We start from the raw sequence: 26,289 nt of genomic DNA on the forward strand, positions 1-26,289 counted from the left end.
GGATGGCGGCATCAAATGGCCAAACCGGGTTTCTCCGATTTTCGGAGATTTTGCGCACAAAAAAACCGCACCAGTTGCCTGGTGCGGTTTTTCATATGATTTGCCACCTCTTATTTGCTGAGGTGCATGCTTCTTTCTTTGTACAAAGTCCGGAAGTAAGGATCGCGGAGGTCTTTGATGAAACGGATGGCTTCGCCGGTAGATTTCATCTCAGGGCCGAGCTCCTTGTTCACGCCCGGGAACTTGTTGAAGGAGAACACCGGTTCCTTGATCGCATAACCCTTGAGGTTCTTCTTGATGGTGAAATCCGTGAGCTTGTTGGCGCCCAGCATCACTTTGGTGGCGATGTTCAGGTAAGGCACCTGGTACGCCTTGGCGATGAACGGCGTGGTACGGGAAGCGCGCGGATTGGCTTCGATCACGAACACGTTACCGTCTTTGATGGCGAACTGGATATTGATGAGTCCGCGGATATCGAGCGCACGGGCGATCTTTTCCGCATAATATTCCATGGTGGTCACCACGAGGCCGGTGAGGTTGAAAGCGGGCAGCACGGCGTTGGAGTCGCCGGAGTGGATACCTGCGGGCTCGATGTGCTCCATCACGCCCATCACATGGAAATTCTCACCGTCGAAGATCGCGTCGATCTCGGCTTCCTGGCAACGGTCGAGGAAGTGGTCGATGAGGATTTTATTGCCGGGCAGGTGTTTCAGCAGGCTGAGCACCGATTGTTCCAGTTCATCTTCGTTGATGACGATCCGCATGCGCTGACCGCCCAAAACGTAGGAGGGGCGTACCAGTACGGGGTAACCAACTTCCTTCGCCACTTCGATGGCGTCGTCTGTATTGTAAGCGGTACCGTATTTGGGGTACGGGATGCCGAGGTCTTTCAGCAGGTCGGAGAACCGGCCGCGGTCTTCGGCGATGTCCATGTTATCGAAAGAGGTGCCGATGATGCGGACGCCTTTTTCGGTGAGGCGTTTGGCCAGTTTCAGGGCGGTCTGGCCACCCAGCTGCACGATCACGCCTTCGGGTTTTTCCAGTTCGATGATCTCCCAGAGGTGCTCCCAGTATACCGGCTCGAAGTACAGCTTGTCGGCCATGTCGAAGTCGGTGGAAACGGTTTCCGGGTTACAGTTCACCATGATGGCTTCGTACCCGGATTCCTGGATGGCCTGGAGGCCATGGGTGCAGCAATAGTCGAATTCGATGCCCTGGCCGATGCGGTTGGGGCCGGAACCGAGCACGATCACTTTCTTCTTGTCGGAAGGGATGGATTCGTTTTCGGTATCGAAAGTGGAGTAGAAATAAGGTGTTTTCGCTTCGAACTCGGCGGCGCAGGTGTCTACCATTTTATAGGTGCGCACGATGCCGGCGGCCTTGCGTTTCTCGTATACTTCGTCTTCTTCGCAGTTGGTGAAGATGAGGGCGAGCTGTTTGTCGGAGAAGCCCATTTGCTTGGCTTCTTTCAGCAGGTGCAGGGGCACGGAGTCGAGGTCGTGCTCCATGAGCTGCTTCTCCAGGGTCACGATATCGTTGATCTGGTGCAGGAACCAGCGGTCGATCTGTGTGGCCTGGTGGATGGATTTCACGGAAACGCCTTCCATGAGCGCGTCTTTGATGCGGAAGATGCGGTCCCAGGTGGGGCGCTTCAGTTTTTCCAGCAGTGCGTCGCTTTTCATGAGGGATTTACCGTAGTAACCGAGGCCTACGGCATCGTTTTCGAGCGACTGGCAGGCTTTCTGGATGGCTTCGGTGAAGGTCCTGCCGATAGACATTACCTCGCCAACGGATTTCATCTGGAGGCCGAGGGTATCGTCTGCGCCTTTGAACTTGTCGAAGTTCCAGCGCGGCATTTTTACTATTACGTAGTCGAGCGCGGGTTCGAAGTAGGCGGAGGTGGTGCGGGTGATCTGGTTTTCCAGTTCGTCGAGCGTGTAGCCGATGGCGAGTTTGGAAGCGATCTTGGCGATGGGGTACCCGGTTGCTTTGGACGCGAGGGCGGATGAGCGGGATACGCGGGGGTTGATCTCGATGGCGATGAGCTCTTCGTTCTCGGGGTTCATGGCGAACTGAACGTTACAGCCGCCGGCGAAGTTGCCGAGGTCGCGCATCATCATGATGGCTTTGTTGCGCATGTCCTGGAACGCGGTGTCGGAGAGCGTCATGGCCGGGGCCACGGTGATGGAATCTCCGGTGTGCACGCCCATGGGGTCGAGGTTCTCCACGGTACAGATGATCACCACGTTATCGTTGCTGTCGCGCAGCAGTTCCAGTTCGTATTCCTTCCAGCCGAGCACTGCCTTTTCCACGAGCACTTCATGAACGGGGAGGCTTTGAGGCCGCGGTCGAGCTTTTCGTCGAGCTCGTCCTTATCGTGCACGAAACCGCCGCCGGTGCCACCGAGGGTGAAGCTGGGACGGATAACGAGGGGGAACCCGATTTCCTGGGCAAATTCCTTGCCTTCGAGGAGGGAGTTGGCCGTGCGGGCTTCCGCAACGGGGATCCCGATCTGAATCATCCACTGGCGGAACTGTTCGCGGTCTTCGGCTTTATCGATCGCCTTGATGTCTACCCCGATGAGGCGGACGTTGAATTTTTCCCAGATGCCCAGTTCGTCCACTTCCTTACAAAGGTTCAGCGCCGTCTGGCCGCCCATGGTGGGGAGCACGGCGTCGATGTCATTCTCTTCCAGGATCTGCTCGATACTTTCGACGGTGAGCGGCAACAGATAAACCTTGTCGGCCATCATGGGGTCGGTCATGATCGTGGCCGGATTGGAGTTGATGAGTATTACCTTGATCCCTTCTTCCCGCAGGGAGCGGGCCGCCTGGGAGCCGGAATAGTCAAATTCGCAAGCCTGACCGATAATAATGGGACCGGAACCGATAATGAGGACCGATTTGATTGATGTGTCTTTGGGCATCTTCGTTATTAGCTGTTTTTTAATGAAAAACCATCCGATTTCCCGTGCGAATTCAGCGCATAAAAAATCGTGCAAAATTAAGGGAATAATTGTTTTTCCCTTCAAAAAATTAGAAGATGCCGTGTAAAATTTCTCGGTAGCGATTTAATTTATATGTGAAAATACGATCAGATCATTCCCCGACGGTCGCGTAAACGTATACCAGTTTCCACTGTCCGTCTACTTTTTGGAACTCGAAATCTTCCATGGTGGCGGAATCTTCGGAGATCATGGACTTGTCGTCGTCGCTCAGATCGCGGCGGGATTTCAGGAGTCCGTACTTGTTGATGAACTGATCGCGGGCGGGCATTTCGAGATAGCCGTTGAAAAAAGTCGCGAAATCTTTTGCGGAAACGGTGGAAACGGCCGTATCGGAGATGCTTTTGCGGACAACGAGGGGGAATTCGATGTAGCCGGACACGGCGGGGAAGTCTTTTTTCATGATGGCGGCGTGCACCTTCCTCCAGAACGTTTCAAATTCTTTTACTTCGGGAGCGGATGCCTGCTGAGCTTTCCCCACCAGCAGGATGAGGCACATGGCCATGGCGAATAGGCAGTGTTTCATAGTTCGAGGGATAGATTCGTTTTACAGATATAGGATTGCTAATATATGTAAATCCGTTCTTTTTTCCTCATCGCGGTGAAAATTTTCCCGATCCGCCATATTCAAGTAACATGGCGCCAATACTTTTGTGGGGTAATTAGCTATCGTATTCGTCTGTGATTTGTTAACATCAAGCCCTCAAGTTCCTGACCTGTGAAACCCTGGAGATGCTGCTGCCCCATCAGGTGGCAGCATCTTTTTTATCAGGATGCGGCCGATGCGCCTTCCCGGAGCCGGGCAATTTCGAGCAGTGCCTGGTTATAATCTTCCAGGAGTTTATAGTATTTATCTTTCCAGGTTTCCGTTTCCGCCAGTTCCGCCCCGTCATCGTCTACCGCACCGCCAAGGAATTCTTTCTGACTGATTTCCAGTACCTGGCAGACTTTTTTGAGCTGATCGCCCGTGAAAGCGGGCTTATCCAGCAGGTTGTACAGCGCCCGCCTGCTGAGTGCCATGCGGTTGGCGAGGCGCGTTTTGTTCAACCCTTTTTCTTCGATAAGGGCGTCCAGCCGGTGGCCGTGGTGAAGGTCCTGCAAAGGCTGGGGAAGCGCGCGGCGCGGATGCGTCCACCCGTAAAATTCATCGAGGCTGATGCCCAACATTGTGCAGAACTCCAGCAGGGTAGACCGCTTGATGGCCTCCTTGCGGAAATAATAATGCGCGATCTGGTTGCTGAAACCGGCCTGCCTGGCGAAGTCCAGGATCTTCAAACCCCGGTCCCGCACGATCTGCTTGAGCCGCGCACCTTCGTGAATTATATTTTTTGAAACCGACTCCAATGTAAAGATATTTTGGTATACTTGTAATCGTTGTCAATATAAAATGTGATACAGACAATATCAATATAACATTTTTATTGACATTTTGTGCCAGAATCAATCAAAATGATAAAATTTTTTGCATGGAAACGTCGCCGATTTCATCCCACAACCTTTTGGTATACCTGCACAGTGAGCTCGTTCAGCTACCAAAATCGTTCCGGGACCACGTCTGCAGTGAATGCGGATGGAGCAATGCCACTTTTTACCGGAAAGCCAAAGGAGCTTACCCGATCAGTAACGCCGAACGGGACAAGATCATTTCCGTGGGCGACAAACTACTGAAAAACGTTGCCAGCGTGAGCAACCGATTCCGGAAACGTTAACGCCCGGCAGGCCGTTTTGGGCCATTTTGAACCGTCATTGCAATAACCCTCCGCCCGCCCGGCGGAACCATTGTCAAACACCCAAAAACCGAGAGCCATGCCATTACACATGCCGCCATCCGGCCCTGAAGATCAGCCCATCTACACCACGATCTCCCGCTTCCTGAGCGACCTCCACCGCCAGGAGGGGCGGAACATCTCGCATGTCACCGTCACCGTTCACGGCCAGGAATCGTATTTCCTACCCGGGCACGATGTGCACCGGCTGGACGTTACCCGCCAAAAAGGGTACGCTACCCTCACTTACCAGGAAATGACCCTGGAAGCACCGGTAGACAATACGGTGATGATGATCGCCATGGCGCCCGACGCGCCCCAATGATCGCACGCTATCAACTTTTACACAACCTAACCGGGCCTTCGGGCCCTTTTTTTATGCCCGGAAATGAACCGAAGCGTCAACATTTCAGTTAACTTTCCAATACAACCCATTGGCATGATTATCCGAGTTTACACGCTCCTTTGCTTCATCCTGTTCGGCACAGCAGCCGGCGCACAGTCGGTCCAGGTCCCCATCACGCCCGACGCAAAGCAGAAAACTTCCGATACGGTGGTGACGGACGCCGTCCAGCGCGTCGAAAACATCACCAAAATGCTCAACCGCGTCAACAACACCCTCCGCCGCGGGTTCGACACCACGGAGATTTCCGCCCAGCTCCCGGAATCGGAACGCCTCGTCAAAATCCTCCACACCGGCATCCTCACCAATCCCCGCGCCCTCAATATCAGGAGCCTCAACGCCCTCCAGGTTATCCTCCTCGAAATGGAACAAACCCACAACCGGTGGCAACAATCGCTTTCCTCCTATAGCCGCGCAGTGACGGATATGAGCGGCGAAATCAACCAAATCCTCCACGACACAGTGCTCGAACGCCTGCCCAAAGACCCCAGCCTGCAATCGCTGTACGTCAACCAGCTGTCGCAACTCAACCGCAAATGGCTGCAGGCAGACACCGCCAACCGCAACAGCCTCCTCCGCCTCGGCCTCCTGCAAAACCGCGTGGCCATGAATTATATCGCCATCACCGATATGCTCGACGAAGTCGACTTCAAACTCAAAACCGCCCAGCGCAACATCTGGAAACGCGAGGAAAAAGACCTCTGGAACGCACGGCCGGCCGATTACGAAAACAGTTTCCCGCAGGTAATGGAAGGTTCCATCCTCGCCACCCACCGCGTGTTCACGTTTTACCTCCGCTACAACTGGGACGTTCACCTGCTCAACCTCGCCCTGTTCCTCGCTTATTTCGGATGGCTGCTGGCCAGTATTTACCGCATCAAAAAATATCATCACGATAAAAAAGGCATCTTCGGGAATACGCGCTTCGCCGCGCGCCAACCTCTGCTCACCTCGCTCATTTTCATCCTCACGCTCGGGCCTTTCCTCTACACCAACCCGCCGATCATTTTCATGGTGATGTTGTGGACCGTGCTGGCCATTTGCGTAGGCCTCCTGCAAACGCGCGACATGCCCGTGTGGATGCGCTGGCTGTGGGGCACGATGCTGGCCGTGTACGTGGGCTACGCACTCCTGAACCTCCTGCTCCAAAGCTCTTTCACGGAACGGTGGGCGCAATTTGGTCTGCAGGCGGCCATGCTGTTCGTTTGCTGGCGGTTTTTGAAAAGGCAGGAACAGGAAACCGCCTACAACTGGCCGGAATACACCCGCCTGGTGGTATACCTCGCCATGGCCATGATGATCGCCGCGATGTTCGCCAATATCTTCGGGCGGGTGATGCTGGCCAAATTCTTCGGCATCAGCGCCGTGTTCGGCCTCATCTCCGCACAGGCGCTCGTGGTGCTCGTGCAGTTGCTGTTCGAAACGTTTTACCTGCACCTGGAAGCCAGCAAATCCAACAGCCGGTTCGCGGCGTTCCTCGATTTCAACCGCATCCGCGAAAGCCTCCGGTCTACCCTCTACCTCCTGGCGGCGGTGGCCTGGTTCGCCATCCTGTTGCGCAACCTCAATATTTACGGCATCATCCGCGACACGGTGCTCGCCTTCCTGGAAGCAGACCGCAAGCTGGGCAACACCACATTCAGCTTTTCCAGCATTTTCATTTTCATCGCGGTGATCTGGGTCGCGTTCCAGATCAGTAAAGTGATGATGTTCATCTTCGGGCACCAGGACGGCTCCGGCTCCGTGAAGAAGAACCGCTGGAACAGCGCCGTGCTGCTTATCCGGCTCGGCGTGCTGGGCGCGGGCATTTTACTCGCATTCACGGCGTCGGGGATACCGATGGACAAGCTCACGATCATCATCGGCGCGCTGAGCGTCGGCATCGGTTTCGGCTTGCAGAACATCGTGAACAACCTCGTTTCCGGGGTGATCCTGGCTTTCGAAAAGCCGGTGGAGATCGGGGACGTGGTAGATATCGGGACGCAATCCGGAACGGTAAAGGAAATCGGGATCAGGGCCAGTAAAATCGCGACGGTGGAGGGATCGGTGGTGATCGTCCCGAATGGCGACCTCCTTTCCCAGCACATCACCAACTGGACGCTCACCACCCAGCTGAAGCGCAGCGAACTGATCGTGGGCGTGGGTTATGGTTCGGATCTGAAGCAGGTGCAATCGTTGCTGGAAGCGGCCATCAAGACGCAAAAAGACATCCAGCAATTGCCGGCGCCGCTGGTCGTGATACATCTGCTGAATGACAGCTCGGTGGATTTCAGGCTGCTTTTCTGGACCGACATCGCCGTGGGACTGACGGTCAAATCCGAACTGTTGCGGGAAATATATGAGTCGATGAACAGCCACGGCGTAGAGATACCCTTCCCACAGCAGGATGTGCATATCAGAAGCGGAGGCGATTCCCCGGCTGCACCTTCCCCCCATCCACCCCTTGAAAATTTTAACTTTTACTTATCAACTAAATTCTTAGTTTTAGGAAAAATCCACGCTTATGCGATTCCTATTTACGCTCCTTTCCGTAGTGATTTGCGGCGGTGCTTCCGCGCAGGATAAAGTTGACAATGATTTGCTGATGGGCTATCTCCAGAACCAGGAATTTGAACAAGTGATCCGGTATATGGAGAAAACGGTGCAGCCGAAGCAACCCAACGGGCTGGTGATCCTCGCCAATGCCTACTACCAGAACGCGCAACTGACAGAAGCCGCCCACTACTACAAACTCATTCTTGACATCGATTCCAACCACATTACGGCTAACCAGCAGCTGGGCAATATCGCCGTGCAGGCGCAAAAATATACGATGGCCATTACCCATTTCCTGCGCATCGCCGAATTGCGGCCGAACAACGCCAACAGCTGGAAACAGCTCGCCCGCGCCTGCACAAACGTGACGGGTATGCAGGACTCCGCCTCCGTTTATATGGAAAAAGCTTACGCCATCAATCCGCAAGACCCCGGCGTGGTCGTTTTCATCGCGGATGAATATATGGGGAGGGATGAGTATGGCCGGGCAGACAGCTTGTTGAAAAAGTTTTACCAGTCGGACAGTACGAATATCAACGTCAATACCAAACTCGTTAAATCTTCTTACCTGCTCGACCGGTTCTCCGATGCGCGCCGTTATGGCCGGCAAATCATGGAACAACGCGCTTTTGCCCCGATCGCCTACAGTTACCTCGCCGGTGCTTATTACAGAATGAAGGAATATGACAGTTGCGTGCGGGTGGCGGATTTTATGGCGGAACTGCTGGGTGAAACGCCGGAATTCGTGAAGTATTACGCGGCACTGTCTTACGCAGAAATGAAGCAGTATGAAAAAAGCAACCAGTTACTGTTGGAATGCATCGCTTCGGCAAAGTCCAAATCCCTCGACAGCTACTACGCCACCATGGCGGATAACTACGAGAAGATGAAGAATTACCGTGCGGCGATCAATTATTATGACACGGCGTATTTCCTTTTCAAACAACCCATGCGCCAGTACGGTATCGCGCGGATTTACGACCAGCATATGCAAGACCCGCATAAGGCCAAAAGGCACTACCAGCTTTACCTGAAGAGCGCCAAGCCCGAAACCAAAAACGAAACCGATATCCACACGTATGTGAAAGAGCGGGTCAAAACCCTCCAGTAACAAGCGTTTCAGCGAAATACGAACGCCCGGCCGAGAAGCCGGGCGTTCGTCGTTATTGAACCAATTCCAATGTTATTTGATCATTATTTGATATTGTTCAAACTTAATTGTTTAAATTTAAGGCCCGTTAAAAAAACTGTTAAAAACATTTTAATCTATCTGGTATCATGTCGTACCCGTACCAACTCAAGAGTTTTGACGAATACAAGCAGGCCTGGCAGCACAGTGTTACGGATCCGGAGGGATTCTGGGCCAATGTGGCGGACCATTTTTACTGGCGCCGCAAATGGGATAAGGTGCTGGAATGGGATTTCAAGCAACCGGACGTAAAATGGTTCACCGGCGCGAAGCTGAACATTACCGAAAATTGTCTCGACAGGCACCTGGGCACCCTGGGCAATCAGCCCGCCATCATCTGGGAGCCCAACGATCCGGAGGAGCGCCATCGCATCCTTACTTACCGTGAATTGTACAATAAGGTTTGCCAGTTCGCCAATGTGCTGAAAAATAACGGCGTGAAGAAAGGCGACCGTGTTTGTATTTATATGGGGATGATCCCCGAGCTCGCCATCGCCGTACTGGCCTGCGCCCGCATCGGCGCCATCCACTCGGTGGTTTTCGGCGGCTTCTCCGCACAGTCGATCGCCGACCGTATCCAGGACGCCCAGGCTTCCCTGGTAATTACCTGCGACGGGGCTTTCCGCGGCGCAAAAGACATTCCGCTCAAATCCGTGATAGACGATGCCCTTATGGCTTGTCCGTCCGTTAAAAAAGTGATCGTCTGCACCCGCACCCGCACCCCGGTTTCCATGCTCAAAGGCCGCGACGTGTGGTGGGAAGACGAGATCAAAGCCGTGGAAACACAAGGCAACCCGCCCGTTCCCGCCGAAGAAATGGATGCTGAAGACATGCTCTTCATCCTCTACACTTCCGGCTCCACCGGCAAGCCCAAAGGCGTGGTGCACACCTGCGCCGGCTACATGGTTTACGCCAACTACACCTTCATCAATTCGTTCCAATATAAACCCGGCCAGGTATTTTTCTGCACGGCAGACATCGGCTGGATCACCGGTCACTCCTACATCGTGTACGGCCCTCTCAGCGCAGGCGCCACCACACTCATGTTCGAAGGCGTTCCCACTTACCCGGACGCCGGCCGCTTCTGGGACATCGTCGACAAATACCGTGTAAACGTGCTCTACACCGCGCCCACCGCCATTCGCAGCCTCATGGGCTTCGGGCTCGGGCCGGTCAACCATAAAGACCTCAGCTCCCTCACCACCCTCGGCACCGTGGGCGAGCCCATCAACGAGGAAGCCTGGCATTGGTATAAAGACCAGATCGGTAAAGGCAGATGCCCCATCACCGACACCTGGTGGCAAACCGAAACAGGCGGCATCATGATCGCCCCCATCGCCGGCATCACCCCGGAAAAACCAGGTTACGCCACCCTCCCGCTGCCCGGCATCCAGCCCGTGCTCGTGGATGAAAACGGCCAGGAAATCACCGGCAACGGCGTGAACGGCAACCTCTGCATCAAGTTCCCCTGGCCCGGCATGATCCGCACCACCTACGGCGATCACGAACGCTGCCGCACCACCTACTTCTCTACGTACGATAATCTCTACTTCACCGGCGACGGCTGTCTGCGCGACGAAGACGGATTTTACCGCATCACCGGCCGCGTAGACGATGTGCTCAACGTGAGCGGCCACCGCATCGGCACCGCAGAAGTGGAAAACGCCATCAACATGCACGCCGGCGTCGTGGAAAGCGCCGTGGTAGGCTATCCGCACGATATCAAAGGCCAGGGCATCTACGCTTACGTCATCTCCGAACTGCACGTAAAAGATCCCGAGCTTACGAAAAAAGATATCATGCAGACCGTTGCCCGCATCATCGGCCCCATCGCGAAACCGGACAAAATCCAGTTCGTGAGCGGCCTGCCGAAAACACGCTCGGGCAAAATCATGCGCCGCATCCTCCGCAAAATCGCCGAAGGCGAACTCGAAAATCTCGGCGACACGTCTACCCTGCTAGACCCTGCCGTTGTGGAGGAAATCAAACTCGGAAAACTGTAATTCATTCGCAGATACGCAAACGAAAAGAGGGATACGCATTGTATCCCTCTTTCTTTTTATATGGTTAACGTGGTTACGTATTTTACGGGCGGATCACGACGGGCGTTCCCACCTTCACGACGTTGTAAATTTCGTTGATGTCCCCGTTTTTCAGGCTGACGCAACCCAACGTCCAGTTGATGCGCCGGTCTACATAATAATCCAGAATGCCCGATGCACTCTCCACCCCATGAATCCCGATGCCGCCACCAAGGCTCGCATCAGACCTTACCTGCCCCGCATTCACTCGGCGCCCGTGCTTTTCGTACGACTCGCTGTTCGGATAATCCAGCAACATAAACCGGCTCCAGCGCCCGTCGACCCGCTTCTGCTGAATACGGAACGTGCCGTTGGGCGTGCGCTTGTCGCCCTCCACCAACTTGTCTGACTGATCATTGCTGCCAAAAACCACTTTGTAGATTTTGATCAGCGTAACATCTTCATACACATACATGCGGTAATCACTTTTATCGACCAGGAGGAAAACTTTGTCCGCATCGATGCGGGACGGGTCCAGCCGGACGGTGTAAAGGTCAGCGTAGTTGTGCTCAAACGCGAAAAGCGGCAACAGGAGGATCAGACAGCAAATTCGCCACATGGATATACAGTCGGTTATTCAGTTTATGTCTTTCCGTTTAACGCGTGAACGATTCCAATATTGTGCAAACGAAAAAGAGCGCCCGGGGGCGCTCTTTCAAGTGATTTATTATCAATGCGGATCAGTAACCGAAAATTTCTTCGAGGGAAAGTTTCTGTACATCGCCGTATTTCTTCAGATCGTCGGCCGCCAGTCTTTTCTCCGACGCCACGATGCAATAAGTGTAAGGTTTACCCGAAACCTCCGTTTGGTGAAGCTGTTGCAGGTCGCTGAATTTCAGCTGGCCGGCGCGCTCGTACACGGATTTGCGAATATCGGAATTGAGCCCCAGCTTGAGGGCGCCCAGGTAATTGAACACGATACCGTCTTGCGTGATGCGCTCGGTTTCAATACCTTTCCGCATGCTGCTCCGCGCCGTTTCGAACGCCTTATCGGATTCGGGAAGTGTGGTCAGCAGCTCGTTCATTCCCACGATCGCTTCGTTGATCTTGTCTGCCTGGCTGCCTACATACGCGAGCATGGAATATTTATCGTCCTTCTTCACGGGCGAAGCGTAAAATGCATACGTAGAATACGCCAGCGCCTTGGATTCGCGGATGGTCTGGAACACGATGGAGCCCATCCCGTAACCGAAATAGTTGTTGTAAAGGTCAACCACCGCGGTGCGGGAAGCGTCGTACCCATCGGTATTGCGCACCCAGTTCACTTCGGCCTGTACCATATCGTAATCGGCAAACAGCACTTTGTTGCCGGTGTTCACCGTGCGGGTAAACGCCGCGGCCGGTTTCGCATCCTTGAAAGCAGCCGGTTGTTTATGCAGGCGCGCCACGTCTCCGGAAACGCTCGCCATCGTAGCCGGACCGTAATAAATCACGGAGTGGCGGATGTTGGAAAGGTCGTGCAGTTGTTGCACCAGCCCTTCGGCCGTCAGCGCGTTCAGCTCTTCGTTGCTGAGTTGCAGGTTGAAGGGATTTTTAGCCCCGTAGGTTGCGTAGCTGCGCAGCCCGCGGAGGATCGACGCCTTGTTCAACTTGTTGTCTGCACGCGATTTCAGCATGCGGTTCTTCAGCCCGGTGAGCACTTTTTCGTCTGCCTTGCACTGCGTCAGCAAATGATCGAACAGGGCCACGGCTTTATCGAAATTTTCCTGGAGACCGGAAAGCGTTACGGTTGTTTCCTCGTTTTCCACGTTCACGGAAAAGTTGCACGCGATCTGGTAGAATTGCTTGCTGATGTCTTCCGACGTGAATTTATCGGTGCCGGCGAGCTTCAGGTATTCCAGCGCCATGCCGAGCTGGCGGTCGGAGAAGTTGCCCATGTCGAAACGGTAGTGGAGGCGGAAAAGGCTGTTATCCTTGTTCTGCACATACAGCAGTTCCGCGGGGCCGGCCTTGCCTTTCTGGATATCTTTCTGGAAATCGAGCCAGAGCGGCTGCACGGGCGTTTCGGGCATGGCGGCCACTTTCTTCAGGAAGTCGGATTGCGCGTCGCGGTTCACGGCTACGGGCGTGATCGGCGGCTTGTCTACTTTCGCGATATCCTTGTCTTCGCCTTTGCGTTTGTAGAGCAACACGTAATTGTTGGTCAGGAACTTGTTGGCAAAGTCGGTGATGTCTTTTTTGGTCACTTTGCTCATGGCGTCGATCATGCCCACGTCGTAATTCCAGTTTTGGCCGCGGTGTTTGATGAACGCGTCCATGAGGGAATTGGCGCGGGTTTCGTTGGATTCGAGCCCCTGTATTTCGTCCAGCTTGATGTTATTGACGATCGCCTTGATGAGGGATTCGTCGAAATCGCCGTTGCGGAGCGCGGTGAGCTGCGACAGCAGGAGATCTTTCACGTCATCCAGCGACTGGTCTTGCTTGGCGCGGCCGTTGAGCGAAAACACGGAATAGTCTTTCCAGGGATAGAGGCTGATGGATGCGCGGAGGAGTTTCTGTTGCTGGTTGAGGTTGAGATCGAGCAGACCGGCTTTGCCGTTAGACAGGACGTAGGCCACCACATTGAGGAGCACGGTGTTGCGGGTGTCTGTTGCGCCCGGCATGCGGAATGCGAGGCTGATATTTTCGGCATCGGGCCCGAACACTTCCTTCACGATGGGTTGGGTGATGGGGTGCTCTTTCGGGCCGGTGTATTCGGTAACGGGCTTGGGCTTCATGTAGCTGAAAGCCGCGTCTACCTTACGGATCACGTAATCCGGATCAAAGTCTCCGGCGAAGATGATGGCCATGTTGTTCGGTACGTAGTACTTGTTGTAGAACTTGCGGATCTCGATGAGCGAGGGGTTCTTCAGGTGCTCGATGGTACCGATGGTGGATTGCTGGCCGTAGTTGTGGGTGGGGAACAGCGCGGTGAGGGAAGTTTCGTACATCTTCCGGCCGTCGTTGTCCAGCCCGCGGTTCTTTTCTTCATACACGGCTTCGAGCTCGGTGTGGAAGATGCGGAACTGGGGGTCGCGGAAGCGTTCTGCCTGTACGGCGAGGAACTTGTCGACGGCGGTGGAGGGAATATCTTCCTGGTACACGGTTTCTTCGACCCAGGTGTGGGCGTTGGTGCCCTGGGCGCCCATGTTCGTCATCATTTTATCGTACTCGTTGGCGATGGCGAAGGTGGCCGCAACGCCGGAAACGCTGTCGATCTGCCGGTAGATGGCTTTCCGTTTGGCTTCGTCGGTGGTGCGGTTATAGGTATCGTACAGTTTTTCGATATTGTCGAGCAGGGGTTTTTCCTTTGCCCAATCGAGGCTGCCGAATTTGGAGGTGCCTTTGAACAGGAGGTGTTCCAGGTAATGCGCGAGGCCGGTGTGGGTGGCTGGGTCGCTGTTGGAGCCGGCCCTGACGCCGATGAGCGTCTGGATGCGGGGATCTTTCTTGTTAACGCTGAGGATAACGGTCAAGCCGTTGGAGAGGGTGTAAAACCGGGCCTGCATCGGGTCTCCGGGAATAAAGCGGTACTTGTAGCCGCCGGACTGGGCTTCTTTCCATACCGGTGGAGCGCTCTGCGAAAAGGCTGCCTGAACCAGCATAGTGGCCGATACCAGGAGCAGAAACATTTTTCTCATAAGGCGGTTGGTGTTTTATCCGCCAAATATAACGAACCCTGCGCCAAGCAAGCACGGCGTAACCGGAATATTTCCGCTCGAAAGGATTACCGGAACAAAACGTTCGTGGCCATCACCTTGCGATGGCTCTCCGGGCTTTGGGTAGTGAGGAATACCGTGTCGGTCTTCACGTACAGCACGTGATAATGATCGGTAACGAAAAGATTGTGATCGCGATAAACATGAAAAACGCTGTCTGGCATGTATACCACCGATTCGGAAGCATCGGGAGCGGGCAATGCTTTGGCACTGCCGGGAATAGAAACGTCCGAGTTTCCTCCGGTTGTGGGTGCATTTGGGGCATCCGGTAACTTCAGATTGCTTGCATGCATGGTCACGATTCCTCCAACCACTACAAGAAACATCAGGATAGAACGCATACTTCTCTACTTTTTGGGAGTTTTAGTCAGTTTTATAGGATACGTCTGCCGGGTCGCTTTGCCATTTTCCCGACAACGCCAAGTTTCCGTGATTTCAGTTTTCTCGGCCTTAAATGTACAAATTAGAATCCGTTAAACCTAAAACCAACTGAAAATGGATACTGCTCGAGCCCATACTCGTGAAGGGGGTGAGTGCGAAATTGCTATATAATTTAACAGGGCCGTAACCTAATTCGCCGGTCAGCGCAAAACGCCATTTGTTCAGGCTGAATTCGTCTGTCAATCTTTCCTTGCCTCTCTCCTCACTGATCTGTTTGGTGCGTGCCTTCAACAGGTACCCGCCCTGAACGCCCATGCTCATCTTGAAAGACCGGTTCGGGCGCGCGGGATTGGCTGTATAGTTCAGCATCAATGGAACGGACAGATACTCTACAAACAACTTGTTCTTCGAAAAGTTCACCGTATCGCGGATGATCGTGGTCGGGTAACCCGGTACATAGCTGATGTTCCGCGCGAAACGGTAATTATTCATCTCCAGGCCTGCCGCATAGATCAAATTGATCTTATGCTTGTACAGGTTCAGCTTCTGCATGATGACCCAGATATTCACGTTCATCGACTTCCCGGGGATCAGCTTGAACTCGGAAGGCGTCAGCGGCTGGCTCGCCATCCGCGGAGCAAAGCTGTTCAACGCCGCACCGGAATAATCGAAGCTCTTGTCATAATAAACAGGACTGGCGTAAGACGATCCCAGGAAACCGGAATTATTGGCCGGGTGCAAAGACACGATGGCCGCGCCGTTGTAATCGCTCTCGTCGCGATAGTTATTGAAACCCACGTCGAACACGAGCCAGCGGGTGTGGAGGTTCTTTTTCAGCTTCTGGCGGGCATATCCCGTATCCTGGTAAGCCCTGAACACGTTCTTCCCTTCGGCATTCCTGCCTTTGACGATCACCAGCCCCTTGATCTGAATGGTATCGATCGCAGCCTGCCTTTGCGCGAGCGCGGCGGCAGAAACGAAGACCAGTAAGCAACTGAGTAAAATTTTACACTTCATATATCTATACCGTTTAACCGGTTAGTTGGATGTTATCTGTTATTCCGTTTTTTGGCGAAGATGCGGGCCACGTTCGTCACTTTGTCCAGCACCTTGCTTTCGAGCCCGTTCCCCGTCACCGACATGATCAGCTCGCCGGGCGGCTCGGGCGCCGCCGTAGCCAGGGATGCAGTATGCTGCACGTCGATCGACGTTTTGACGGGTGCCGCTTCCGGCGCTTTAATTCCTGCCGCTGCACCGGAAATGCTGGCGTTCACCGAAGCCGCTTCGGGCCGCGGGGCCGGCCGGTCGATGGTGTTGAGCGCGAGCAGGGTATTGGAAGCCGCGGGCGTTGCGTCGGCAGGTTCGTTCACTTTAACGTCTTTCTCGGGCGAAACGGCTGTAGCCGCCGGGCGTTGCTTCGTGGCATTCGCGGTGTTACGCGGCTGAATGCCGGCGTCTGCCAGCGCAGCGGCTTTCTCCGGAGAAGCCGGAAGTGTTTCCGCGGCCTGCGGCACTACCGGCGTTGCGTCCGGTTGCGCGGAAGGCGCGGCGGGCTGCGTTACGGCCATGGGCTGGGTTGCGGGCGCGGCGTCGTCCTGGCGGAAGGAGTTGCGCAGCAGGAAGAGGGAACCGGCCAGCATGGCGGCGGCGGCCCACCAGTAGCGACGGTCCATCCGTACCACGCGCTGCTTTTCGGCATGGCGGTAGAGGGTGGATTTGTCGCCGAAGGATACCGCGGGGTCTGGCTGCAGGCGGGCCTTTTGCCAAACGGCCAGCTCCGCGCGCAGGGCGGGATGCTCGTCCATAAAGGCTTCCAGGGCGTTGACTTCCGCGGCGGACAGTTCGCCGTCGATATATTCGAGCAGAACGGTTTCGTAATTTCTTTCGGGAGCGGCGGATTGCCGGTAAAGGGCGGCTTTGCCGTCGAACACGGGGCCGGGTACCGGCAGTTTGGTGGCCAGCAGCTGATCGAGCTCGGCGCGCACGCGCGGGTTGGCAGCCACAAAAGCCTCCAGGGCAGCGGCTTCTTCGGGATTCAGCTCGCCGTCTACATAACTGTAGAGATACTCCTCGTAGTTCGATATGTGAATGTCGACTGACATAAAGTTCTGATTTTGAATACCTTGACTAAATCACGTTTTCCATTTTCACGAGATATTCCTTGAGATGCGCCCTGGCCCGGTGTAGATATACTTTTACCTGCGAGGCGTTGAGCTGCATGATTTCGCCGATCTCATCGTAACTGTACCCTTCATAGTCCTTCAGCAAGATGAGCGATCGCTGTACGTCGCTCAGCCGGTCGAGGGCTTTTTCTATGATACTCCGTGCGTTATGTATCTTCTGGTCCGATATTTTCGTTTCCTCCCGGAACTCTTCCACCAGCGTTACCCGCTTCACCTTCCGGACATGGTCGATCATATTATGGTAAGCTACGGTAAAGAGATAACTCTTGGCCTTTTCAAAAGGCACATCACTAACGTGCTTCCATAATATCTCGAACGCATTCTGGACAACGTCCCGGGCATCTTCCGAGTGCCCCAGGTTCTTCACGATGAAACGGAAGAGATTATCGCTGTACAGATCTACGCATTTGTTATACTCCTTTTCCGTCATCCGGCGATAGGTTCTTTAGCGTGCTAAGTTCCGACAAATTGTTGAATAGTGCCGTTTTCCCGGTCCAGCCACGGCGCTATGACAATTCTACGGAAAGCACGATGCCCGATTAGCCTGCACACGCTTCCGTTGGCGCAAAACGCCCTATTGGAAGATAAAATGTCAGCAAGCCTGCCGAATGCACCAGCAAACAGTTCGTCTCGTCATAATCCAACCGTCTGTGATAATTATATGACGCAAACCGTGATTTAAATGTTACACCTCCGTCAATTTTTTCCCTTGCGGCCGATTCCCCATTTCCGCCCGCAGGAAGCGTAATACATTTATTGCCCTAACTTTGTTAGACAAGAGCTATAAAAAAGGTGCAACATGAATCAGAACTTCGTAAAACGTTTACAAACCGAGCTGGAGGAAATCGATAACGCCGGCTTGTACAAGCGGGAAAGGATCATCACTTCCGAGCAGGGCGCCGAGATCACGGTGAACGGCAAAACCGTCATCAACCTCTGCGCAAACAACTACCTCGGGCTTTCATCCCACCCCAAAGTTGTGGCCGCCGCCAAAGACGCGATCGACACCCATGGCTACGGCATGAGCAGCGTAAGGTTCATCTGCGGCACCCAGGACATTCACCGCGAACTGGAAGAGAAAATCTCCAAATTCCTCGGCACGGAAGACACCATCCTCTATGTTGCCGCCTTCGACGCCAACGGCGGGGTATTCGAGCCACTCTTCGGCGAACAGGACGCCATCATCTCCGACGCCCTCAATCACGCCTCCATCATCGACGGCGTCCGCCTCTGCAAAGCACAGCGCTTCCGCTACGAACATAATAACATGGCCGACCTGGAAGCCAAGCTCCAGGAAGCCAAAGGCGCCCGCAGCCGCATTATCGTCACCGATGGCTCTGTTCTCCATGGACGGCACTATCGCCCAGCTCGACAAAATCTGCGACCTGGCCGACAAATACGACGCCATCGTTATGAGCGACGAATCCCATTCCAGCGGCTTCCTCGGCAAAACCGGCCGCGGCACCCACGAATACCGTGGCGTCATGGGCCGGGTAGATATTATCACCGGCACCCTCGGCAAAGCCCTCGGTGGCGCTTCCGGCGGTTTCACCAGCGGGCCGAAGGAAGTGATCGACATCCTCCGCCAGCGGAGCCGTCCGTACCTGTTCTCCAACTCCGTGGCCCCCAGCATCGTAGGCGCGTCCATCGCCGTGCTCGATATGCTGAGCGAAACCACCGAGCTGCGCGACCAGCTGGAATTCAACACGAAATATTTCCGGGAGAAAATGACCGCCGCCGGGTTCGACATCAAGCCGGGCGACCACCCCATCGTTCCCGTAATGCTGTACGACGCCAAGCTGAGCGCCGAGTTCGCCGACAGGCTGCTGGTGGAAGGCATTTACGTGATCGGGTTCTTTTTCCCCGTTGTGCCCAAAGGCCAGGCGCGCATCCGCGTGCAGCTGAGCGCGGGGCATACGCAGGCGCACCTGGACAAGGCCATCGCCGCGTTCACAAAGGTGGGCAGGGAACTGGGCGTGCTGAAAACGGCCGAAACCGTATAATATTCAAATACATATCAACCTTGAAGGCGGCTCCGGCCGCCTTTTTTCATGCCCCGGCGTCGAAACCTGATCTGCATCATCCCTCCTTTTACGGGGGAAGCCTTACTTTTGCAGTCTCGATCAAAAAAATTTACCGCTTGATGAAAAGATTCGGCCTGTTACTGATCGCCGCCGCCCTGGGGCTCGGCGCCTGCACTCCCAACAACGTGAAAGATGCGAAAGAGTGGCAGCAACACTTTGCGAAGCACAAGCTGGAAGGCTGTTTTATGCTGTTCGACAACGGGCAGGGCACCTTCCGGGTCTATAATATCGACCGCGCCAAAGAGCGCATGGTACCGGCCGGCATCTTTGAGCCGTTCCTCACCCTTACCGGCCTGCAAACGGGCGCCATCCGCGATTCTGTGGTGACCGTTGCCGGGGAGCCTTTCAACCAGGCCTTCCGCAACGCATCGCTGCCCGCCTTCCAGGAAGTGGCCCGCACCATCGGGAAAGACACCCTCCAGCGGTGGATGGACTCCGTCGGCTTCGGCAACCGCAAAATCAGCCGGGTAGACACCTTCTGGCTCGATAACTCGCTGCAGATCAGTCCAGACGAAGTGCTCGGCTTCACCAAACAACTCTATTTCTCCCAACTCCCCTACCAGAAGCGCGCGCAGGAGCTCACCGCCGGGCTCATGATCATGGAAAAGACGCCTAAATATATTTTCGCCTGGAAAGCCGGCGAAGCCCGCACCGGCGCCAAAAGGATCGGCTGGGTAACCGGCTGGATCGAGGAAAACCTCCATCCCTCCTTTTTCGTCCTCAATTTCGAGACGGAAGACCCTTCGGCCGACATGAAAGCTCTGGGCCAGGAGCTGACGCGCAACATCCTTTCCAGCGAAGGATTTTACAAAGGGGAACGATAGGCTGTTAAAAAACTGGTAAAACATTTCCCCTGACCCTTGTAATACGTTACAAAAAAATTATTTTTGAATCACTTCCCGGCCTTTGCCCGGGAAGTGGCGTTTTACAACATGCTTAGATTCCAACATACAGAGTATTTGTGGGCGTTCGCGCTCCTGATCGTACTGGCGCTCGCATTCTTCTGGGTTTCCTGGTGGAAGCGCCGGTCTATCCGCCGCATCGGCGACCCCGCTATGGTGGAAAAACTGTTTAGCGGATATTCCCGTAAACTCTTCACCCTCAAGTTCATCCTCGTTTTCCTCGCCTTTTTCTTCGGCGTGATCGGACTGGCCAACCTGCAGAAAGGAAGCCGCGTGGAAAAGATCACCCGTAAAGGCGTAGACGTGATCATCGCGCTGGACGTGAGCAAGAGCATGCTCGCCACAGACGCCAAGCCCGACCGGCTTACCCGGGCCAAGCAGCTCGTGACCCGGCTCATGGAAAAGATGGACAACGATCGAATCGGGATGGTCGTTTTCGCGGGGAACGCCTATCTCCAGATGCCGCTGACGGTCGATTATTCCGCCGCGCGCATGTACCTGGGCAGCATCACGCCCGATCTCATCCCCCGACAGGGCACCGAAATCGGCGAAGCTATCCGCGTGAGCGACGAAGCTTTCAACAAGAAAGAACGCAAGCATAAAGCCCTCATCGTTATTTCAGACGGCGAAGACCACCAGGAAGGCGCCGTTGCCGAAGCCAAAAAAGCCCTGGAAAACGGGGTGGTCATTTATACCGTAGGCATCGGCTCCCCCACCGGATCGCCCCTCCCCGACGCAGAATCCGGCGGCGTGAAAAAAGACAACGAAGGCAACACCGTTATCTCCAAACTCAACGAAGAAGAACTCAAAAAGATCGCTTCCGCCGGCAAAGGCATGTACCTGCAATTGCTGAACAATACGGACGAAGTGGTAGACGCCCTTTCCGACCGGATCGACAAAATGGAACAGAAAGAGTTCGGCGAGAACGTGTTCACCGACTACAATAGTTATTTTCAATATTTCCTCGGCATCTGCCTCGTGCTGATCGTGCTGGAATTCTTCATTCCCGAAGGCACTTCCCGCAAGAAAACCGACGCATTGCCCGGGATACAAAAAGCGGAGGCCGCATGAAAAAGAACATCCTCCTTACCATCAGCATCCTGACCGCATCGCTGCTCGCTTTCGCCCTGCCGGCGGCCGCGCAGCAAGGCACGTCCAAATACATCCGCCAGGGTAACGACCAGTATAAAAAGCAGCAGTACGCCGATGCGGAAGCCAGCTACAAAAAAGCACTGGAGCGCAACGCGAAATCCATGGAAGGCAACTTCAACCTCGGCAATTCGCTCTACGAACAGAAACGTTACGACGCCGCGCGCCAGCAATACGCCAACGCCCTGAAAGCCCCCACCCGGAAGGAAAACGCCGCCGATGCCATGTACAACATCGGCAATACCTTCATGGAAGATAAAAAATGGGAGGAAAGCATCGCCACTTACAAAAAAGCCCTCAAAGCCAACCCGGCCGACGAACAGGCGCGATACAACCTCGCCTACGCCCAGGAAATGCTGAAAAAGCAACAGCAGAACCAGAGCGGCGGGAAAGACAACAAAGAGCAGAAAGACAAAGACAAGCAGCAGAAAGACCAGCAAGACCAGCAGAACAAAGACAAGAAAGACCAGCAGGATAAAAAGGACCAGCAGCAAGACCAGAAAGATCAGAAAGACCAACAAGACCAGCAGCCCAAGCCCAAACCCAGCAAACTCTCGCAGGAAGAAGCGAAACGCCTCCTCCAGGCACTGGCGCAACAGGAAAAGAAGCTCCAGGAAGATAAAATGAAAAAAACCAAGGGCTCGCCCGTGAGCGTGGAAAAGGACTGGTAATTTCGGGCCTTCCCGTACCTTTGCGGCATGAAAGTGCACGCCTGGAACATTTTCCTGATCCTGCTCGGATCGTTCATATTCGCCATCGGCATCAATTTCCTCGCCATTCCCAGCCAGCTTTCCGAAGGCGGGGTGATCGGCATTTCCATATTATCGCATTATCTGTTGGGATGGTCTGCCGGCCTGGTGAACCTCCTCATCAACGCGGTGCTCATGATCGTGGGCTGGCGCCTGCTGAACCGGCGGACCGTTATCTACACCTTACTTTCCATTCTCTTTTGTTCCTTTTTCCTCTACATCACGGAGGCCAACCGGCAGCCGCCCACCAACGATCCTTTGCTGGCGGCCATCTTCGCGGGTTTGCTCGTAGGCATCGGGCTGGGGCTCGTTTTCCTTTCCGGCGGCACTACGGGCGGCGCTTCCATCGTGGCGCGGGTACTGAATAAATACTTCGGATGGAGCCTCGGCAACGCCATCCTCACGTTCGACGTGGTCGTTATTTCCGCAGGTATTTTCATGATCGGCATCGAGCGTACGATGTACACTTTTATTGCCGTGTATATTGGTGCGCGGGTGGTGGATTATGTGGTGGAAGGCTTCAACAGCAAGCGCGCCGTCACCATCATTTCGCCTTTCGCCGCCATCATCGCGGAAAAGATCACACGCGGCATGAACCGCGGCGCCACCGTGCTCCACGGCCACGGCGCCTATACGAAAGACCCCAAGGAAGTGCTGTACGTCATCATCAACAAACAGGAGCTCATGGAACTGAAAAGAGTGGTGGCGGAAGTGGATGCCGAAGCATTTACGGTCATCCATGAAGTGCATGAAGTGCTCGGCCGGGGGTTCTCCATCGGGAAATAAAAAAACCGTCCTGGTCGTAGGACGGCTTTTCGCTTACTTTCCTTTCCAAAATGTAAAAAAACGCGCTTGAAACGCGTTATAAAGCATGGTTTCCGTTTAAACAGATGTAAAAATAGCTTTGAATTTCTCCCCGGTGTTTGGACAAAAAGGCAATTCCATTGCACTATTTGAACACCGTTTCCCGGAATTCGTGGGGCGAAATGCCGGTATGATGCCGGAAAAAGCGGCTGAAATAGGCAGGATCTTCGAACCCCAGTTCATAACAAATCTCCTTCACATTGCGGTTGCTGAACGCCAGCTGCCTTTTGGCTTCCAGGACGAGGCGGTCGTGCACCATATCGGTCACGGTTTTACTGATGGCTTCCCGCGCGATTTCGTTTAACCGCTTGGCCGTCAACGAGAAATGAGCGGCATAAAAGCCGGCCTGGTGCTCCTGGCGGAAATGCTTCTCCACCAGCCGCCGCAGCTGAATGATGCGGGTATCGTGGTTATGGACGTCGGGACTGTTGACCGGGTTGTTCTTCTTCTCCCTTTCCGCCAGCAACAGAAAAGCGTTCAGGTAATGTTTGATCACGAAGCTGCTGCCGCCTTCCTGCCGCAACTCTTCGCGCATCAGCGCAATGAGCTTCTGCAGGGATTCCGCCGCCGTGTCGCCGATGCGGATTGGCGCGTATTCCTGGGAATCGTCGAACAGCGTGGTGAAATCGTACAGGGTTTGCCGCTCGTGCTTGTTTTCCCAGTAAAACTGTTCGGTGAAAGTGATGCTATATCCGTAAAAACCCGACTTGGGCAACTGGTGCACCTGGCCGGGGCGGAGGAGGAAAAGGATGTTATCGCCCAGTTCGTAGGTCACGAAATCGACGATATGATCGCCGGCGGATTTGGTGAACCATAGTATCTGGAAAACATGATGGCGATGGGGGACGCCGGCATATTCGGTCTGGAAATGTTCCATCTCGAAAACGCTGAACTGTCCGTTTAGCGGAATCTGCTGGTAGGGTATGGTATCCTCTATCTTATTCAAAATCGATGATAGGTTATTGATTCTCAGGTTAAATGGTGACACTGGCGATGCTGGTTACAAACATTTCGCACACAAAACTTGCTAAAACTAGGCAAATTATCGGGCGGGAAGCCTACCGTTCATATAATATAACAAATAGGAGGATAGCAGCGAACGGGGAATTATTTGCTAATTTTGAAAAAATGTACAACGTACGATACCGTTTCCGCGATACCTCCTACATGATACATTTCACACATTAAAATGTTTATTATCAATCCGTTGAAATAAACTCAAATCGATCAACATACCGCATTCATGCAATTATATTGTCCATCTCTGACGAAATACGAAAGACTGGCCACTTTGGAAGTAAAAGTGGGCGACCTCACCATCGGCAATTACCACCCGATCCGGATCCAAACGATGACCACGACCGACACGATGGACACTATGGGCACCGTTGAACAATCGATCCGCTGCATCGAAGCAGGCGCGGAACTGGTGCGGATCACCGCTCCCAGCATCAAGGAAGCGCATAATTTGCTCCCCATTAAAAACGAACTGCGGAAACGCGGGTACACCACGCCGCTGGTCGCCGACATCCACTTCACGCCCAACGCCGCCGAAGTGGCGGCCCGCATCGTGGAAAAAGTCCGCATCAACCCCGGCAACTACATCGATAAAAAGAAATTCGAGCTCCTCGAATATACCGACGCAGAATACCAGGAAGAAATCGACCGCATCCGCGACCGGTTCACGCCACTGGTCAACATCTGCAAGGAACACGGCACCGCCATGCGCATCGGCACCAACCACGGCTCCCTCAGCGACCGGATCATGAGCCGTTATGGCGACACCGCAAACGGGATGGTGGAAAGCGCCATGGAATTTCTCCGCATCGCCGAAGACCTCCATTTCCGCAACATCGTGCTCAGCATGAAATCCAGCAACCCGCAGGTAATGGTGCAGGCCTATCGCCTCCTCGTGAGCACCATGCAGCAGGAGCTCGGCCATTGCTACCCGCTCCACCTCGGCGTTACCGAAGCGGGCGACGGGGAAGACGGCCGCATCAAATCGGCCGCGGGGATCGGCACTTTGCTGGAAGACGGCGTGGGAGATACGATCCGCGTATCGCTCACCGAAGATCCGGAATTCGAGCTGCCCGTTTGCCGCGACCTCGTGCGCCGGTACACCCAGCGCGCAGGCCACGCGCCCATTGCGCCGGTCGCCGATCCGGAGAAACTGCCGTATTCGCCTTTCCAGTTCGCTAAACGTGAATCCATCGCCATCGGCAACATCGGTGGCAAACAGGTGCCCGTGGTAGTGGCGGACCTCCGTCATATCCCCACCATCACACCAGCCCATCTCGAAGGCATCGGGTATCATTACGATGCAGCCACCGACAAGTGGAACATCGGCGACGCAGCGGCGGACTACCTGTTTACCGGCCGTCAGATCCTCCCGTTCGCGCTGCCCGGCACTTTGCAGGTGATCGTGGACCAGGATACCTGGCAGCAGGCGGAAGACAAATCCAAATACCATCCGTATTTCAACGATATCAACAATATTTCCGCGACCAGCGATATCGTGAATTTCGTGCAGGTGGACGCAGACCAGTTGGGCAACGGCGTGCTGGACACGCTGGCGCAGTTGAAAGGGAACATAGTGCCGGTGGTGGCCAGCGGCAACGCGCACGCCATGGCATCGGTACGCCGGTTACTGGTGGGGATGATGGAACAAAAACTCCCCCACCCCGTGATCCTCCAATGCAACAGCGCCCATCAAAATGCCGACGAAGATCTGATCCATTTCGCTACCGAAACCGGCGCGCTACTGCTGGACGGCTTCGGCGACGGACTGTGGCTCAGCGCTGCGGAAAAATCTTCTTCCCCCGCCACGCTGAACAACGTTGCCTTCGGAATTCTCCAGGCCACCCGTTCGCGCATCTCCAAAACGGAATACATTTCGTGCCCCTCCTGCGGCCGGACGTTGTTCGACCTCCAGGAAACCACGGCCCGCATCCGCGCGGTGACCAACCATCTCAAGGGTGTGAAAATCGCCATTATGGGGTGTATCGTAAACGGCCCGGGAGAAATGGCCGACGCCGATTTCGGGTATGTGGGCAGCGGCGTGGGGAAAATTACCCTGTACCGCGGGAAGGAAGTCGTGAAACGCGGCCTTTCCAGCGATGTGGCCGTTACCGAGCTCATCAACCTCATCCGCGATAACGGGATGTGGGTAGACGTTAAATAATCCTGTCAAACAAGTTTGAACATAAAAAGGCCGCCCTTACCGGCGGCCTTAAAACTGTAACTGGGGTTAACTGAACAGTGTGTACCTTAACTTTCTGAACTGCTTTTTTGGGGTTACATG

Annotated in this window: 20 protein-coding genes and 2 pseudogenes; 12 read left to right on the forward strand and 10 right to left on the reverse strand. The window is 54.5% G+C overall.

Annotated features, from left to right (window positions below; all coding sequences use genetic code 11):
* Positions 1-110: 110 nt before the first annotated feature.
* The 3 genes and pseudogenes from carB to WJU22_RS03715 form a co-directional block, all read right to left on the reverse strand.
* A pseudogene (carB, locus tag WJU22_RS03705) lies at positions 111-2,926 on the reverse strand (carbamoyl-phosphate synthase large subunit).
* A 172-nt stretch (positions 2,927-3,098) separates the two neighbouring features.
* Positions 3,099-3,530, reverse strand: coding sequence for a hypothetical protein (locus tag WJU22_RS03710; protein ID WP_341841934.1), 432 nt, complete (start codon positions 3,528-3,530; stop codon positions 3,099-3,101).
* A 242-nt stretch (positions 3,531-3,772) separates the two neighbouring features.
* A complete protein-coding gene (locus WJU22_RS03715) occupies positions 3,773-4,348 on the reverse strand; it encodes a helix-turn-helix transcriptional regulator (RefSeq protein ID WP_341841935.1) in 576 nt (191 codons plus the stop codon).
* Between the two features lie 122 nt (positions 4,349-4,470).
* Here WJU22_RS03715 and WJU22_RS03720 point away from each other — a divergent pair, with 122 nt between their 5' ends.
* The 5 genes from WJU22_RS03720 to acs all read left to right on the forward strand — a co-directional run bounded on the left by WJU22_RS03720 (position 4,471) and on the right by acs (position 10,900).
* A complete protein-coding gene (locus WJU22_RS03720; RefSeq protein WP_126244610.1) occupies positions 4,471-4,713 on the forward strand; it encodes a hypothetical protein in 243 nt (80 codons plus the stop codon).
* Positions 4,714-4,810: 97 nt separating this feature from the next.
* Positions 4,811-5,095: a hypothetical protein gene (locus WJU22_RS03725; RefSeq protein WP_341841936.1), complete on the forward strand. Its 285-nt coding sequence runs from the start codon at positions 4,811-4,813 to the stop codon at positions 5,093-5,095.
* 114 nt (positions 5,096-5,209) lie between these two features.
* Entirely contained in the window at positions 5,210-7,738 is a 2,529-nt protein-coding gene (locus tag WJU22_RS03730; protein ID WP_341841937.1) for a mechanosensitive ion channel family protein, read from the forward strand.
* Positions 7,677-8,819, forward strand: coding sequence for a hypothetical protein (locus WJU22_RS03735; RefSeq protein ID WP_341841938.1), 1,143 nt, complete (start codon positions 7,677-7,679; stop codon positions 8,817-8,819). Before WJU22_RS03730 ends, WJU22_RS03735 begins: the two co-directional genes overlap by 62 nt.
* Positions 8,820-8,986: 167 nt before the next feature.
* Positions 8,987-10,900, forward strand: coding sequence for an acetate--CoA ligase (gene acs, locus WJU22_RS03740; RefSeq protein ID WP_341841939.1), 1,914 nt, complete (start codon positions 8,987-8,989; stop codon positions 10,898-10,900).
* An 82-nt stretch (positions 10,901-10,982) separates the two neighbouring features.
* Here acs and WJU22_RS03745 read toward each other — a convergent pair whose 3' ends face one another.
* From WJU22_RS03745 to WJU22_RS03770, 6 genes are all read right to left on the reverse strand, one after another.
* The gene (locus WJU22_RS03745) at positions 10,983-11,537 is read right to left on the reverse strand and encodes a L,D-transpeptidase (RefSeq protein WP_341841940.1); all 555 of its coding nucleotides are present in this window, start codon (positions 11,535-11,537) and stop codon (positions 10,983-10,985) included.
* A 121-nt stretch (positions 11,538-11,658) separates the two neighbouring features.
* Complete coding sequence (locus WJU22_RS03750; protein WP_341841941.1) at positions 11,659-14,598, reverse strand: M16 family metallopeptidase; 2,940 nt, start codon at positions 14,596-14,598, stop codon at positions 11,659-11,661.
* 86 nt (positions 14,599-14,684) lie between these two features.
* Entirely contained in the window at positions 14,685-15,017 is a 333-nt protein-coding gene (locus WJU22_RS03755; protein WP_341841942.1) for a hypothetical protein, read from the reverse strand.
* A 109-nt stretch (positions 15,018-15,126) separates the two neighbouring features.
* Entirely contained in the window at positions 15,127-16,074 is a 948-nt protein-coding gene (locus WJU22_RS03760) for an outer membrane beta-barrel protein (RefSeq protein ID WP_341841943.1), read from the reverse strand.
* 32 nt (positions 16,075-16,106) lie between these two features.
* The gene (locus tag WJU22_RS03765) at positions 16,107-17,159 is read right to left on the reverse strand and encodes a hypothetical protein (RefSeq protein WP_341841944.1); all 1,053 of its coding nucleotides are present in this window, start codon (positions 17,157-17,159) and stop codon (positions 16,107-16,109) included.
* A 25-nt stretch (positions 17,160-17,184) separates the two neighbouring features.
* On the reverse strand, positions 17,185-17,670 hold the full coding sequence (locus tag WJU22_RS03770; protein WP_341841945.1) for an RNA polymerase sigma factor: 486 nt from the start codon (positions 17,668-17,670) through the stop codon (positions 17,185-17,187).
* Between the two features lie 369 nt (positions 17,671-18,039).
* Here WJU22_RS03770 and WJU22_RS03775 point away from each other — a divergent pair.
* The 6 genes and pseudogenes from WJU22_RS03775 to WJU22_RS03800 form a co-directional block, all read left to right on the forward strand.
* A pseudogene (locus WJU22_RS03775) lies at positions 18,040-18,510 on the forward strand (aminotransferase class I/II-fold pyridoxal phosphate-dependent enzyme); the annotation flags it as partial.
* Between the two features lie 61 nt (positions 18,511-18,571).
* Positions 18,572-19,243 (forward strand): aminotransferase class I/II-fold pyridoxal phosphate-dependent enzyme, encoded by a 672-nt coding sequence (locus WJU22_RS03780; protein WP_341841946.1) that lies wholly within the window; start codon positions 18,572-18,574, stop codon positions 19,241-19,243.
* Positions 19,244-19,383: 140 nt separating this feature from the next.
* Positions 19,384-20,148 (forward strand): penicillin-binding transpeptidase domain-containing protein, encoded by a 765-nt coding sequence (locus WJU22_RS03785; RefSeq protein WP_341843755.1) that lies wholly within the window; start codon positions 19,384-19,386, stop codon positions 20,146-20,148.
* 108 nt (positions 20,149-20,256) lie between these two features.
* Positions 20,257-21,297 carry a VWA domain-containing protein gene (locus WJU22_RS03790; RefSeq protein WP_341841947.1) on the forward strand — a complete coding sequence of 347 codons (1,041 nt, stop codon included), beginning with the start codon at positions 20,257-20,259 and terminating at the stop codon, positions 21,295-21,297.
* Positions 21,294-22,046 (forward strand): tetratricopeptide repeat protein, encoded by a 753-nt coding sequence (locus tag WJU22_RS03795; RefSeq protein WP_341841948.1) that lies wholly within the window; start codon positions 21,294-21,296, stop codon positions 22,044-22,046. The genes WJU22_RS03790 and WJU22_RS03795 overlap by 4 nt, the downstream gene beginning before the upstream one ends.
* 27 nt (positions 22,047-22,073) lie before the next feature.
* Complete coding sequence (locus WJU22_RS03800; protein ID WP_341841949.1) at positions 22,074-22,910, forward strand: YitT family protein; 837 nt, start codon at positions 22,074-22,076, stop codon at positions 22,908-22,910.
* 163 nt (positions 22,911-23,073) lie between these two features.
* On the opposite strand, the gene WJU22_RS03805 is transcribed toward WJU22_RS03800, so the two are convergent.
* The gene (locus WJU22_RS03805) at positions 23,074-23,934 is read right to left on the reverse strand and encodes a helix-turn-helix domain-containing protein (protein ID WP_341841950.1); all 861 of its coding nucleotides are present in this window, start codon (positions 23,932-23,934) and stop codon (positions 23,074-23,076) included.
* Between the two features lie 297 nt (positions 23,935-24,231).
* On the opposite strand from WJU22_RS03805, the gene ispG reads away from it, so the two are divergent.
* On the forward strand, positions 24,232-26,169 hold the full coding sequence (gene ispG, locus WJU22_RS03810) for a (E)-4-hydroxy-3-methylbut-2-enyl-diphosphate synthase (protein WP_341841951.1): 1,938 nt from the start codon (positions 24,232-24,234) through the stop codon (positions 26,167-26,169).
* Positions 26,170-26,289: the final 120 nt, after the last annotated feature.

Source organism: Chitinophaga caseinilytica, from assembly GCF_038396765.1.
Lineage (GTDB): Bacteria > Bacteroidota > Bacteroidia > Chitinophagales > Chitinophagaceae > Chitinophaga > Chitinophaga caseinilytica.

What these genes read in the sequence shown, in the direction of transcription:
- WJU22_RS03710 (WP_341841934.1), bottom strand. Translation starts at nt 3,530, where the DNA reads ATGAAACACTGCCTATTCGCCATGGCCATGTGCCTCATCCTGCTGGTG.
- WJU22_RS03720 (WP_126244610.1), top strand. Translation starts at nt 4,471, where the DNA reads ATGGAAACGTCGCCGATTTCATCCCACAACCTTTTGGTATACCTGCAC.
- WJU22_RS03725 (WP_341841936.1), top strand. Translation starts at nt 4,811, where the DNA reads ATGCCATTACACATGCCGCCATCCGGCCCTGAAGATCAGCCCATCTAC.
- WJU22_RS03730 (WP_341841937.1), top strand. Translation starts at nt 5,210, where the DNA reads ATGATTATCCGAGTTTACACGCTCCTTTGCTTCATCCTGTTCGGCACA.
- WJU22_RS03735 (WP_341841938.1), top strand. Translation starts at nt 7,677, where the DNA reads ATGCGATTCCTATTTACGCTCCTTTCCGTAGTGATTTGCGGCGGTGCT.
- acs (WP_341841939.1), top strand. Translation starts at nt 8,987, where the DNA reads ATGTCGTACCCGTACCAACTCAAGAGTTTTGACGAATACAAGCAGGCC.
- WJU22_RS03745 (WP_341841940.1), bottom strand. Translation starts at nt 11,537, where the DNA reads ATGTGGCGAATTTGCTGTCTGATCCTCCTGTTGCCGCTTTTCGCGTTT.
- WJU22_RS03750 (WP_341841941.1), bottom strand. Translation starts at nt 14,598, where the DNA reads ATGAGAAAAATGTTTCTGCTCCTGGTATCGGCCACTATGCTGGTTCAG.
- WJU22_RS03755 (WP_341841942.1), bottom strand. Translation starts at nt 15,017, where the DNA reads ATGCGTTCTATCCTGATGTTTCTTGTAGTGGTTGGAGGAATCGTGACC.
- WJU22_RS03760 (WP_341841943.1), bottom strand. Translation starts at nt 16,074, where the DNA reads ATGAAGTGTAAAATTTTACTCAGTTGCTTACTGGTCTTCGTTTCTGCC.
- WJU22_RS03765 (WP_341841944.1), bottom strand. Translation starts at nt 17,159, where the DNA reads ATGTCAGTCGACATTCACATATCGAACTACGAGGAGTATCTCTACAGT.
- WJU22_RS03770 (WP_341841945.1), bottom strand. Translation starts at nt 17,670, where the DNA reads ATGACGGAAAAGGAGTATAACAAATGCGTAGATCTGTACAGCGATAAT.
- WJU22_RS03780 (WP_341841946.1), top strand. Translation starts at nt 18,572, where the DNA reads ATGGCTCTGTTCTCCATGGACGGCACTATCGCCCAGCTCGACAAAATC.
- WJU22_RS03785 (WP_341843755.1), top strand. Translation starts at nt 19,384, where the DNA reads ATGAAAAGATTCGGCCTGTTACTGATCGCCGCCGCCCTGGGGCTCGGC.
- WJU22_RS03790 (WP_341841947.1), top strand. Translation starts at nt 20,257, where the DNA reads ATGCTTAGATTCCAACATACAGAGTATTTGTGGGCGTTCGCGCTCCTG.
- WJU22_RS03795 (WP_341841948.1), top strand. Translation starts at nt 21,294, where the DNA reads ATGAAAAAGAACATCCTCCTTACCATCAGCATCCTGACCGCATCGCTG.
- WJU22_RS03800 (WP_341841949.1), top strand. Translation starts at nt 22,074, where the DNA reads ATGAAAGTGCACGCCTGGAACATTTTCCTGATCCTGCTCGGATCGTTC.
- ispG (WP_341841951.1), top strand. Translation starts at nt 24,232, where the DNA reads ATGCAATTATATTGTCCATCTCTGACGAAATACGAAAGACTGGCCACT.